Origin of the sequence: Flavobacterium sp. CFBP9031 (assembly GCF_034044945.1) — a bacterium.
Classification (GTDB): Bacteria; Bacteroidota; Bacteroidia; order Flavobacteriales; family Flavobacteriaceae; genus Flavobacterium.
This window is the reverse complement of the sequence record NZ_JAXCWF010000002.1, coordinates 292,644-305,883: the sequence shown is the minus strand read 5'-3', so window position 1 is coordinate 305,883 and position 13,240 is coordinate 292,644. Positions and strand designations below refer to the sequence as shown.

The following is a 13,240-nucleotide window of genomic DNA, read 5'->3' as shown; positions in this document are numbered from 1 at the left end:
CACTTCCCTTAGAAAATCTAAAGGGAAGTGATTTTTAAGATTTTGATTAATAACCAGGGTTTTGTGTTGTTACCCCTCCAGATTGTTGAACCACTAAAGCTGGAATTGGATATAACTCATGTTTACCCACTATAAAAGTTTTTCCGTTAGGGAAAGTAGCGCTAACATCAGCTTTCATAGCTGCTTCTGCCTGTCCTGTTCTTACAAGATCAAACCATCTGTCGTGCTCAAAAGCAAATTCTAATCTTCTTTCTTTATAAATTGCTTTTCTAACATCTGACTGACCTGTTGCTGGAGTATCACCTAATCCCGCTCTATGTCTAATTTGATTGATCAAAGGAATCGCTTCTGAAGTTTGTCCTAATTCATTTAGAGCCTCAGCCTTCATTAATATTACCTCAGCATATCTTAAATATCTAAGATTTACGTCTGTAAATTCCTGATTGTAAAACGCTGATGAATATGCTTTATAATTGTACATTGGGTTAGATACAGTAGATGCCACCTCTCTACCATCATACAAAACAGAACCTCTAAAAATAATGGTTGCAGCTCTTCTTACATCTCCAGCTTCATATGCGTCAGCAAGTCCTTGAGATGGTGTATTGAAACCCCATCCCCATCCTCCAGCACCTCTAGGCGCTTGAGAAACAGTATAATTTCCTATTCCATATCCTGGAGAAGAAGTTCCTCCAATTCCATTAATTTCAAAAATTGACTCTGGACCAAACTCTCCTTCTTTCTTGTATTGTAGAGAATAGTCAGAAACTAAAGAATAACCTGTTACTTGATTGCAATTGTCAATTACTTTTTGCCAGTTTTTTTGGTATAAATTAACCTTAGCTAACAAAGCATAAGCAGCTCCTTTAGAAGCACGTGCAACGTCATTTCCACTATATGAAGATTTTAATGGCAAAGCTTCGATAGCGTCATTTAAATCTTTTTCGATAAAAGCATAAACTTCAGCTGGAGTTTTACGAGTTAACTGCATAAGTCTGTCTTCTTCATTTCCAGGAATTGGCAAACGGTCAACAATTGGAACTCCTCCATATCCTTTAACTAAAGTAAAATACATAAAAGCTCTTAAAAACTTAGCTTCTCCTTCTAATCTTGTTTTTAAAGCTGGAGATACTTGCTTAAGCTTTGGAAACATTGCTAATGCTTGATTAGCTCTGTTGATTCCTGCATAATTATAATTCCAGATACTACTAAAAGATGGTGTAGAAGAATTGAACGTTAAAGCGTCTAAAACATCTTTATCTGTACCAGTATCTCCTGGATCTGAACCTTTATCTGCGTCGTCAGTCATAATACTGCTTACCCCGTTCCAAGCAAAAGAAGACATGTCCCAAGATAAAAATATATTATAAACTGCATCAACCATTGATGTAGCCCCTGCATCGCTATCCACTAAAGCAGGATCTGCTGGAATATTTTTTGTCTGATCTACTTCCAAAAATTCATCTGAACATCCAGATACAAACAAACCAGAAAGTATAAAAAGTGATATATATAATCGTTTCATGATATTAAAATTTTAAGTTTGCACCAACTACAAATGTTTTCAATGCTGGATAAGCATCTAACTCAACTCCCTGAGTACCTTTAACTAATTCACCATCTCCTAAAACCTCAGGTGAGAATCCTGAAAATTTTTGGCTAATGAAAGGATTCATAGCATTTACGTAGATTCTACAATAGTTAATAAAACCTTCTTCTTTTAATGGAAGTTTATATCCTAATGTGATATTATTGATTCTGAAAAAATCTCCAGATTCTAAATAATAAGTTGATGCTACTGGAACCTGATTAAATGGAGCTGGATTAGATCCTGATGTGTTTGTTGGAGTCCACATGTCATTAAGTAAAGACGTTTCTACATTTTCCCCATAAAAACGCTGCGCTTTTTTTCCATTATATACTTTGGCTCCACCTGTTCCGTATCCGTCTACAGAGAAATCAACATTTTTGTAATTTAATCCTAAAGTAACCCCGTAAGTAGAAGTTGGTAAAACTGAACCTACATATTTTCTGTCTTTAGTTTGATCTAAAGCACCTTGAGCTACCTTATTTCCGTCTGCTGTATAATACAACATTTGTCCGTTTGCTGGATCAACCCCTGCATATTCGTACATATAGAAACTACCTAAAGGCTGTCCTACTGATGTATTATCAAGTATTTTTGTTACTTGACCATTTCCTAATGAACCACCATTAATTGTTGCAAGTCTTACATTTTTCAAACTAGCTAATTCATTTTTGTTATGAGAGAAATTTCCTCCTACCCAGTAACTTAAGTTATCTGTGATTTTATCATCCCAACGTAAAGCGATTTCGTACCCTTTATTAGATACCTCACCTACGTGTGTTGGAGATTCTACAGTAATTCCTGAAGTTGAATAAGGCGTAACATTTAAAATAGCATTGTTAGTATTTTTACTGTAAACATCAAACGATCCTTTCAATCTGCTATTAAATAACTCAACATCAATACCTGCAGAAGCTTCTTCTACAATTTCCCATGATAAACTTGGATCAATTTGGGAATTAATAGTTGTTCCAGAACCTCCATTATAATCTACTCCAGATGTAAATGACTGAATGTTTAATGGCACTTTTTGGTTTCCTAATTTACCCCAAGAACCTCTAACTTTTAATAAATCTAAATTTTTAATATCAGATAAGAAGCTTTCTTTTGTTACAATCCATCCAATACCTACTGATGGGAATGTTCCCCAACGGTAGTCGCTCGAGTAATTTGAAGATCCGTCACGTCTTACAGTACCTGTTAATAAATATCTATCCAATAATTTATATTGAAAACGTGCAAAATATGATGCTAATCGAGCTTGATTATCATTTACAGCTTTATATGTAGTTACACCTCCATTTTGTGCGTAATTAATACCATCAAGTCCCCAATAGTTACTATTTGGATTTACGTTTCTTATATCTGCAGTAGTTTTTGATCTAGTTCCTATTACGTTAGCCTCAATACCTGCAGTAACTTCAACATCATGAATTTCTGCAAAAACTTTGTTATAAGTAAAATAGTTCGATAAATTCCAGTTGAAATAATCATCAGTATTTCTTGTCAAAGTGTTTGTATTCAAACTCTTTTTGTCATAAGAAGCTTCTACTCTGCTTGGATCAGCTGCTAACCAAAGACCTAAATTATCAACAAAATTATATTGTTTATAAGTAAAATATTCTCCATTAAATTGAGATGTAAACTTCAATGATTTCATGATATCCCAATCTAATCTTAATCCACCTTGAAGTGTAACTGTTTTTTGTTGCTCGTTGTTATAATCTAATGCAACAACAGGGTTTCCAACTGAGTTAAAAGAATCTCCCGTTTGAGAAATAACTCCATTTTGTATAAATGGCACACCATATTTTCCATTAGGAAAACGTACCGGAACTAAAGGCGATTGTCTGTAAGCAGATGTGAATGCAGACATTGGCTGTGGAGTATTTTTTATAGAACTAACACTGAAATTTTGGCTAATTTTAAGTTTCTCCGAAATTTTGTACTCATTATTACTTCTAAAAGTAGTACGCCCGTATTCAGTTCCTTTTAAGATACCCTCTTCTTCGTAATTACCAACACTAAAGAAATATTTAATATTTTCTCCTGATCCAGAAAGCGATACGTTATTTTGAGTGTAAACTCCTGTTCTTGTTATTTCATCAAACCAGTTTGTATTATACGGTTGATTTTGAGAAAATCTTCCAGCAGGAAACTGACTAATAAATGCCGCATTATTATACTGAATATATTGGTCAGCATTTGCCATTTTCACTTTCTTTAGAGGAGATCTAAAACCAGCATAGCTATCAATATCTACAGTAAGTTTTCCTTTACCTGTTTTAGTAGTAATCATGATTACCCCATTTGCACCTCTTGTTCCATAAATAGCAAGTGCAGAAGCATCTTTTAAAACCTCGTAAGAAGTAATATCATTTGAGTTGATATTATTAATGTTATCAGTAGGCATACCATCCACAACATATAATGGATTTCTTCCTCCTAATGCAGTACCAACCCCTCTAATAACAATAGAAGGTGTACTTCCTGGTGCGTCTGAAGTAGCAACTTGTACCCCTGCAGCTTTACCTTGAATAGCTTGAGAAGCATTTATTACTTTCATTTTGGTAATCTCTTCGGACTTAATTGAGCTTACAGCCGAAGTATTATCAATTTTCTTTCTTGTACCGTATCCAATTACAACTACTTCTTTTAAAGCAGTATCACCCGCTTCTTTTAAGGTTATTGACATTGGTGCGGCAGTAGCCGGTACAGAAACCGAATCAAAACCCAACATAGAAACTTTTAAAATGTCTCCAGGTTTTGCATTAATTGTAAAGTTTCCGTCGAAATCTGCATCTGCAGTTGCTCTAGCATCAGCTGAAGCGATAATTGCTCCTGGAATTCCCATTCCATTACTGTCTACTACTTTTCCTTTAATTGCTTGAGCTTGCCCCATCATATAGGTAGGCAGCAGCAAGAGCGCTAAAAAGCTAAAAATAAAATTTTTCATACAGTACGTAATCGTTTAAGTTAGTAGAGCCAAATTAAGCAATTACAACGTTGTAGTACATCAAATACCACTACAACATAGCTACATCATTATGTTAAAATTTTAGCTTACAACAATGATTATCAACACTATAAATGTTAAAGAAATTCGTTTAACATAACATTATGATGTAGTAATGATGTATCGCAATTATATAAAAAATGATATAGAAAAATATAAATTCTGTAAAAAACAAAACCAAATCTTACAGAGTTAATAAAAACTTTGACAGGTTTTCGTCCTGAGTAAGGTTTAGCTTCTTTCTAAGACGATATCTATGCAATTCTACACCTCTAAAAGAGATATTCATCATAGGAGCAATTTCTTTAGAAGAAAGGTTCATTTTTAGATAAACACACAGTTTTATATCCTTTGGAGTTAATTGTGGATATTTTTTAGAAAGGTTAATAATAAACTCATTGTGAATTTGATTCAGATTGGTTTCAAAAGTTTCCCATTCGTGCTTATTCACTTCATTGATCTTAATTGCTTTTCTAATTTCATTTTTAAGTTTGCCAAAATCTTTTTCGGTTTCCAAAATACCTTGAATTTTATCAATCATTTCTGTTTGTTTGGCAATTGATAAAGATTTACCCGCTACTTCTGAAGATTTTGCTTGCAATTCTAATTCCAAGATATGCTTTTCATATTCTTGAATATTAAGTTCGTTTTCTTTCTTCAACTCCATCTCAAGAATTTCTCTCTGATGTTTTAATTCTTCAGCCTGCAATTTTAATTTTTGCATATAGCGAAGTTTATTCCATTTATAATAGAAAAATAAAACTGCACCAACAACAAGAAGATATAACAGAATCATCCAAAAAGAAAAATACCACGGCTCTGCAACTTTAAATTTATAAGAAGAAACTTTATCATAAGTTGATCCATCGTGTTTGAATATTTCTACTGTATGATCACCACTGCTTAAATTATTCAAAACGATTAATCCGTCTGAAATAGAGATAAATTCTTTTTCCTTATCAAGTTTATAAAACAAATTTGGTCTGCTCGCACCATAAATTCCCGAAATGACGTTAATCTTTAATTCCGTATTGAATTTAACTTTCTCTTCGTTAGGAACTAAAATATCATTACTAAATGCTTCAATTTTTACTCCAGAATTTTGTTTGTTTTCATATTCAAGTTTAAGTGAAACAAATCCGTCATCGAGATTAAACAGATAATAATTATCTTTCTTGAAAATCCTTAAATTCTCATTGATTAATTTTCCTTTATAATATTTCTCCTGAATAATATTCCACACAAACTTGTTTCCTTCGGCATAAATATGATATAAGATTCCGTTTTGCAACACCATAAAATGATCATCGTCTATGGAAACAATATCTGTTACATTTTTAAAACTTGTATTAAACAATTCATTTTCTTCCAATTTACCAGCTATCGAATTGTAGGTATACCAAGAATTATTAATTAGAAAAAGTATTTCTTTTCTAAACTCAAAAATCTTTATCCCAAAATCGTTTTGTATTTTACTCTGCTGTGTGACATTTTCAACTTTTAGCGTGTTGTAATTATCATCTAATAAAACACGATACAAACCACGATAATTATCTGCAGCCCAAATTTCATTTTTTTTATTTTGAGCAACATATTTTATAGGTTTTGCAAGATCTTTTATGATTTTATAATGAGACATGTTTGAGGGATCGTCATAAACCAGAATACCGCTGTAAGTCGACTGAAAGTAAGTATCATTAATACTGCTCTTAGACATATTCCAACCTCCACTAACACCATTTATTTTGGTCAAAGTATTATTTTCATACGAAAAAGTACCATCATTATGACCTATAATATATTTTCCATCAATGAGAGAAATATTCCAGCCCTGCCCTTGCGTATTAGGCATCATATTAAACTTTCCGGCACTATATTCAAAAATTCCATGATTGGAAGCAATTAAATAGCCTTTATTAATTGAAGCGACTGCATAAACTGATCCTAAAAGTCCAGAATTATCATAAAAGAAAGAAATAGGAGAATTAACCTCAACGTGCGCAATACCATTATCTAAACCAACCCACAAATCATTTTCTTTATCCAATCCTAAACTTAAAACCGAATTATTCATTAAGACATTATTGCGTTCAATATTTTTGAATGAATTGGTTTTTAAATCTAAAATGAAAATTCCACGATTTCCAGTTCCGATAATTAATTTTTCATTTTTGACAAATTTTGCCACATTAATTGTAGCCGATTTTAAAACTTCATTTATTGGATGCTCCCAACTTCTTAGTCCATTTTTCTCTACAATAAATACTCCTTTTTTCTGTGTAAAGATGTAAGTCTGGTTTTGATACTTTTCTATGGCATGAACGACAGTATTTTTCAAAACATTCCATCCTTTTGGATTGGCAATATATTTACCATTCATTTTAAAGATTCCGTCTCTCACAGAAGCAACATATAAATCTTTATCTACACCAAAACAATAAGAAATAAGAAATGGAAATTTAATTTTCTTAATTGTTTTTCCATTATAAATAAAAACATCATTAAAAGATTGAAAATAAAGAGACCCGTTAAATTTGAATATTTTCCAAATTTCCTCGTTGTCCTTCTCATCAAATAATCTAAGATTTTTGGTAATAGAAACATAGTGCATTGTTCCTTCTTTTCTATACCAATAGCCAAATTCTTTATAAGAACCAGAATAGATTTTATCTCCTTCAATCAGGATAGATCGAATGATCGTTTTGTTCGGAAGTGTATATTTTTCCCATTTTACTCCGTCGTAACGAAGCAAATAGTGATTATTGGCAAAATACATCGCATTATCATTTCCTTGTGCCACATTCCAAATCTGATTATCACCCTGATAATCTGATTTGCTGTAATTTTCGACAAAGGGAAGTAATTCTTGTGCTTGAAGTTGTAAAGCGATGAAAAAGAAGATAACTGATTTAAAAAGTATCGATTTCAAAGTATTCGTTTTTAACTTCAAAGATACTCACAAATATTTAATTTTTAGGTCAAAAAAAAACTCCTCAAGCTTGAGGAGTTTTTTATACTATTTAGATAAAATCATTTTTTAAAATTAAGTAGTACTGATTGAGGAGCGTAATTAATATCAAATCCTTTTTCTAAAGATTTTTTCACTTGTTCAATATATTCTTCATTGACAGTTTTTTTATCTTTAAATTCCATCAATTCTCTTTCAGTTTTTAATTCTGTCTCATTTCTAATTTCAAATATATCCCATTCAGAATAATCTTTCGGATTGATTAAACAACAAACTGTCTGTGGCCTAATACTATTTACAAATTCATCCAAATTACAAATCCCATTCTCTAATTTATAATTCAACCAGTCTTTATCTGCAATATCAGAAACATGAAAAACATGCACTGTATTTTTTATCTTATTTAACAGTACAACTTCTGTAAAATTATATAAATGACCTATTTGGATAAAATCGCCTGAAATTTCAGATCTAAACTCTGTTTCAAAAACATCTAATTCTTCTGACGTGTTTAAAAAACTAAATGGCTTTTCAAATTCATCATCATCACCATCGATAATTAAATTTGCTGGGATTGAAAGTAGATTGTCTCCGAAAATTTTATATTTATAAATTTGTCTGAAATTTTCAGGAAACAACAAACGACTTTCGATGTCCAATTGACAATATCCAGAATAATCTTCAAGTTGCTTTTCAAGCTCAAATAGTTTATTGTCCATTTTTAAATTTTAATTTTCCAGTAATTGAAAAACCTGATTGGCAATTTCATACTCTTCATCTGTTGGAACAACTAAAACTTTTGTAGTAGCATTTTCTGAATTGATTTCTCTTAATTCTTTAGAACGAATTTGATTTTTTGCTGCGTCAATTTCAATTCCAAAATAATTCATATCTGTACAAATCAAATTACGCATGTATGATGAGTTTTCTCCAATTCCCGCAGTAAAAACAATAGCGTCAAGTCCGTTTAGAGCTGCTGCGTAAGCACCAATCGTCTTTCTGATTCTATAAGCATTCATATGTAATGCCAACTGGCAATCTTTGTTTCCTTTTTCGGCTTCAGCTTCAATATCACGCAAATCACTGTAGCCTGTAAGACCAAGCATACCGCTTTGTTTCAGTAAAACAGCATTTACTTCATCTGGAGTATATCCTAAATTTTTAATCATATAAAAGACCACAGACTGGTCAATATCTCCAGCACGAGTCCCCATGATTAAACCATTTGAAGGAGAAAACCCCATTGAAGTGTCAATACATTTTCCATTTTTAACAGCGGCCATACTGCAGCCATTTCCTAAGTGAATCGTGATTATTTTAGAATTATTTTCTAAATAATTAATGGCTTTTTCAGACACATATTTATGGCTCGTTCCATGAAAACCATAAACACGGACTTTATTTTCTGTCAAAAGATAATTTGGAATAGCATATTTATACGCTACTTCTGGCATAGTCTGATGAAAAGCGGTATCAAAAACAGCAATTTGCTCTGCTGAACTGAAAATCTCTTCTGCTACATTAATTCCTTCTAAATTTGCTGGATTATGCAAAGGCGCCAATTCAAAAAGCTGTTTGATCTTTTCTTTAACTTTCTCATCGATTTTTACGGTGTCACTAAAATCGCTTCCTCCATGCACAACACGATGTCCCACTGCCGAAATTTCTGAAGTTGATTTAATAACTCCTTTTTCAGCATCCAATAGCATATTGGCTACTTTTTGTAAACCTACTTTATGATTCGGAATCGGAAGCATTTCTTCGATTGAAGCGGTTGCTGTTTTAAAAGTTATATTTGAAGTTTCTAAACCAATTCTATCAATCATTCCAGAACAGATTACTTCGTTTTCTGGCATTACCATTAATTGATATTTAATTGAAGAACTTCCTGAGTTTATTATTAGTATTTTCATTCTTTTTAAAGGTACTAAGGTTCTAAGATGCTAAGGTTCTTAGTTTATTATTTAATTTTTAATTGAATTTACATTCCCTGCGCTTGGATTGCTGTAATAACTACCGTATTAATAATATCGTCTACAGTACAACCGCGACTTAAGTCATTTACGGGTTTATTTAAGCCTTGTAACATTGGACCAATTGCCAATGCTCCAGTTTCTCTTTGAACGGCTTTATACGTGTTATTTCCTGTATTTAAATCAGGGAAAATTAATACGCTTGCTTGCCCTGCTACTTCTGAATCTGGCATTTTGCTTTTTCCTACAGTTAAATCCACCGCAGCATCGTATTGAATTGGTCCTTCGATTTTTAAGTCTGGCCTTTTTTCTTTTACGATTGTTGTAGCCGCTCTCACTTTGTCTACTTCATCACCTTTTCCAGATGACCCAGAAGAATAAGAAAGCATCGCAATTTTTGGTTCAATTCCGAAAGCTAAACTTGATTCTGCAGAAGAAATTGCAATTTCTGCCAATTGTTCTGCCGTTGGATTTGGATTAATAGCGCAATCTCCAAAAACAGAAACTCGATCTTCTAAACACATAAAGAATACAGAAGAAACTACAGATGAATTCGGTTTTGTTTTAATGAATTGTAGTGCTGGTAAAATCGTGTGCTGTGTAGTGTGCGCCGCACCAGAAACCATTCCGTCTGCGTGTCCTTTGTACACCATCATTGTTCCGAAATACGAAACATCTTCCATTAAATCTCTTGCCATTGTAATGCTTACGTTTTTCGCCTTTCTTATCTCATAGTACGTATTAGCATAATCTTCATACATTTCAGATTCGATCGGATTGATGATGTTTACTTTAGAAAAATCAAATGTAAGTCCGAGTTCTGCCACTTTGCTTTCAATTTGTTTTTTGTCTCCAATAATAGAAATATCAACCACATCCATATCTAATAATCTTGAAGCTGCTGCAATAATTCGGTCATCATTTCCTTCTGGCAATACAATATGTTTTCTATGCTTTTTAGCTCTTTTAACCATGTTGTATTGAAACATTTTTGGAGTCATTCCTTCAGGTTGGAAAGTGATTACTCTTTGCGATAGAGCTTCAATTTGAACGTACTTTTCAAAAGTGTTAATCGATGTTTCTATCTTATGCGTGTTGTTAGCGTAAATCTCCGATTTAATCGAACCTATTTTATTGGTGATATGATAAGTTCCACCATCAACAGCAATAATTGGGACAATAGGAGAAAGTCCTTCTATAAGCTTTAAAATACTTTCCTCTGGAACAATATTTCCTGTCAGGATAATTCCTGAAATAGTTGGATAATTTGCTGATTCATTTGCTTGTAAAGCACCTAAAATAATATCAGAACGGTCTCCTGGAGTAATAACTAACGCATTGTCATGCAAATGGACCAGATAATTATGCAATTGCATCGCTCCTACACTGTAATGCCCAATTTCATTATTCAGATAATTTTCTCCAAATAGCACTTTAGCATTCAATTCGTGTACGATTTCCTGCATGGTCGGATTATTCAAACTCGAAATAAGCGGAATTGTATTAATCAACACATTTGAAGGTAAACTTTTTTGCAAGCTCGTAGTAACCAATTCTATATTTTCCGGCTGCACTTTATTGGCAAAAACTGATAATACTTCAACCTCTTTTACTTTGAAAGAATCATAAACCAGATATAAACTATCTAAAAGTTCTTCTAAAGTCTTACCAACTCCTGAACCTACAATTATGGTTGGAATTCCGAGGTTTTTGGCAATTAAAACGTTCAAGTCTAATTCGATAGAAGTTCCCTCGCCTGTAAAACTTGTTCCTTCAACTAAAACAAAATCAAAACGTTCCTCTAGCTTTTTATATTTTTCAATAATTAAGTCAAGAACCTCTCCTATCTTACCTTTATTCTTTTTCTTAATCAATCTGCTTTTGGTAATAGCATACGCGTCGTCAAACGCAATATCAAGGTTAAAATACGACAAAACAGTTTCGATATGATTATCTACCTCACCATCCACAAAATCTTCGATTATAGGTCTAAAATACCCTACTTTAGCCGTTTTACCAATTAAGATACTCATTAAACCGAGCGTAATAATTGATTTACCACTGTTATGGTCGCTAGTGGCTATATATATTGCTTTACTCATAATTATTTATATTTATTCTAAATAACAAAATTACATAAATACTACTTCTCTGGATTGTAACAAATGTTAAAACCAGCGTCTTTTTTTGAAATAAATGATCAGGGCGACTACGAGCAAGAACATAATCCCCATGACAACAAAATAGCCATTTTGGGTTTTAAGTTCTGGCATGTTTTCAAAGTTCATTCCGTACACTCCAACTATAAAAGTAAGCGGAATAAAGATTGCTGAAATAATCGTCAGCGTTTTCATGATTTCGTTCATTTTTCGGCTTTGTTCCGAGAAATAAAAGTTTGAGGCACTTTCCAATGCGCTCATGTCAGATTCTATCTGCTCTAAAAGCTCTAGACTTTTTTGATGAAGCCTAATAAAGAAATTAAATGTTTCTTTTTGAATTAAACCGTTTGATTCATCATCATCTTTAATCGTTTTTAGATAAAACAAAGAATCCCGAAGCGGTATAATGGAGCGTTTTAAGAAATTTAAATTATCACGGTGATTTTCAATTTTCTCTAAAATAACGGGTTTCGCTTCTTTTTTGGTCAAATTGATTAATTCTTCAATTTTATCTTCTTCGTCTTCCAATGTGATATAGAAATTCTCCATTACAGCGTCTAAAAGCAAATACAAGAGATAATCTACCTTTTTGGTTCTAACAATTCCTGCATGGGTACGCAAACGCTCACGAATATGGGTAAAGAAATCGCTTCTTTTTTCTTGAAAAGAAATTAGAATGCCTTCTTTCAGAATAAAACTGATTTGTTCCACACTAATATTATCGGAATATTCAGAGGGCAAAAGCGATTTTATATTAAAGAATAAAACATTTTGCTGTTCTTCTAACTTGGTTCTTTTGGTTGTATTTAAAATATCGGCTAAAAGAAAATCGTCAAGTTTAAAATGCGCTCCAATAGTTTTTATCAGATTAATATCGTTTAAACCATGAATATTGAGCCAATTGTTTTTAGTATAATCAAAACAAGAATTAAGGGCAAGAACTGTAAACTTATCATATTCAACAACATCATTATCATTATAAACAAAAAGCTGCATTTCTGTTTCGTGCTCTTTGTGGGTGCCAGTATACTCTAAAGTAATGTGTTGCAACTTACGTCCTTTCTTGTATTTGATCTTTCTCATCCATGAAAATTTACAATAGTAATATTACGAAAAAGAATCCGAACACGAAATGACAATTATCAGTTTATGGAAAACCTAGACTTAGACGCACTGCAGTGCATCTCTACAGTAATTTATACCCATAAAAAAACCGAGTCATTTCTGACTCGGTTTTCTATCTTAATACTTTGTACTAATTACTTAGTACTAAAGAATTATTTTACTTCTTCAAAATTAACACACCATATAAATCAATACTTTACAACGGTATGGTACAAATATGATACAAAATAAATTTGATATATCGCTAAAGATAAAACACTTACCAATAGTAAAAAAAAAAGAAAAAATATTAATTCAGCGGTTTAAAGGTTGATTTGCACGTACATTTCAGAATCAAAACGTCGAATAAATTATCTAAATTTTCAATAACTCAAACAATGCTGCAAATTTTTTATTTGAAAGCCTTGTGAC

7 protein-coding genes are annotated in these 13,240 nt (G+C 32.4%); all 7 read right to left on the bottom strand.

Translation table 11 applies throughout. The annotated features are described in order from the left end of the window. Window positions 1–46: 46 nt before the first annotated feature. Window positions 47–1,525 (bottom strand): RagB/SusD family nutrient uptake outer membrane protein, encoded by a 1,479-nt coding sequence (locus SOM12_RS04820; RefSeq protein ID WP_095927756.1) that lies wholly within the window; start codon window positions 1,523–1,525, stop codon window positions 47–49. 4 nt (window positions 1,526–1,529) lie between these two features. After that, the gene (locus tag SOM12_RS04815; RefSeq protein WP_320492607.1) at window positions 1,530–4,544 is read right to left on the bottom strand and encodes a SusC/RagA family TonB-linked outer membrane protein; all 3,015 of its coding nucleotides are present in this window, start codon (window positions 4,542–4,544) and stop codon (window positions 1,530–1,532) included. Window positions 4,545–4,788: 244 nt separating this feature from the next. Further along, entirely contained in the window at window positions 4,789–7,533 is a 2,745-nt protein-coding gene (locus SOM12_RS04810) for a helix-turn-helix and ligand-binding sensor domain-containing protein (protein ID WP_320492606.1), read from the bottom strand. A 101-nt stretch (window positions 7,534–7,634) separates the two neighbouring features. Then, the gene (locus SOM12_RS04805; protein ID WP_320492605.1) at window positions 7,635–8,291 is read right to left on the bottom strand and encodes a hypothetical protein; all 657 of its coding nucleotides are present in this window, start codon (window positions 8,289–8,291) and stop codon (window positions 7,635–7,637) included. A gap of 9 nt (window positions 8,292–8,300) precedes the next feature. Then, complete coding sequence (locus SOM12_RS04800; RefSeq protein ID WP_095927759.1) at window positions 8,301–9,485, bottom strand: acetate/propionate family kinase; 1,185 nt, start codon at window positions 9,483–9,485, stop codon at window positions 8,301–8,303. A gap of 68 nt (window positions 9,486–9,553) precedes the next feature. After that, window positions 9,554–11,647: a phosphate acetyltransferase gene (gene pta / locus SOM12_RS04795; protein WP_320492604.1), complete on the bottom strand. Its 2,094-nt coding sequence runs from the start codon at window positions 11,645–11,647 to the stop codon at window positions 9,554–9,556. Between the two features lie 66 nt (window positions 11,648–11,713). Further along, on the bottom strand, window positions 11,714–12,787 hold the full coding sequence (corA, locus tag SOM12_RS04790; RefSeq protein ID WP_320492603.1) for a magnesium/cobalt transporter CorA: 1,074 nt from the start codon (window positions 12,785–12,787) through the stop codon (window positions 11,714–11,716). Window positions 12,788–13,240: the final 453 nt, after the last annotated feature.

Coding starts and splice junctions, on each gene's coding strand:
- pta (WP_320492604.1), bottom strand. CDS start 11,647: ATGAGTAAAGCAATATATATAGCCACTAGCGACCATAACAGTGGTAAA.
- SOM12_RS04800 (WP_095927759.1), bottom strand. CDS start 9,485: ATGAAAATACTAATAATAAACTCAGGAAGTTCTTCAATTAAATATCAA.
- SOM12_RS04805 (WP_320492605.1), bottom strand. CDS start 8,291: ATGGACAATAAACTATTTGAGCTTGAAAAGCAACTTGAAGATTATTCT.
- SOM12_RS04820 (WP_095927756.1), bottom strand. CDS start 1,525: ATGAAACGATTATATATATCACTTTTTATACTTTCTGGTTTGTTTGTA.
- SOM12_RS04815 (WP_320492607.1), bottom strand. CDS start 4,544: ATGAAAAATTTTATTTTTAGCTTTTTAGCGCTCTTGCTGCTGCCTACC.
- corA (WP_320492603.1), bottom strand. CDS start 12,787: ATGAGAAAGATCAAATACAAGAAAGGACGTAAGTTGCAACACATTACT.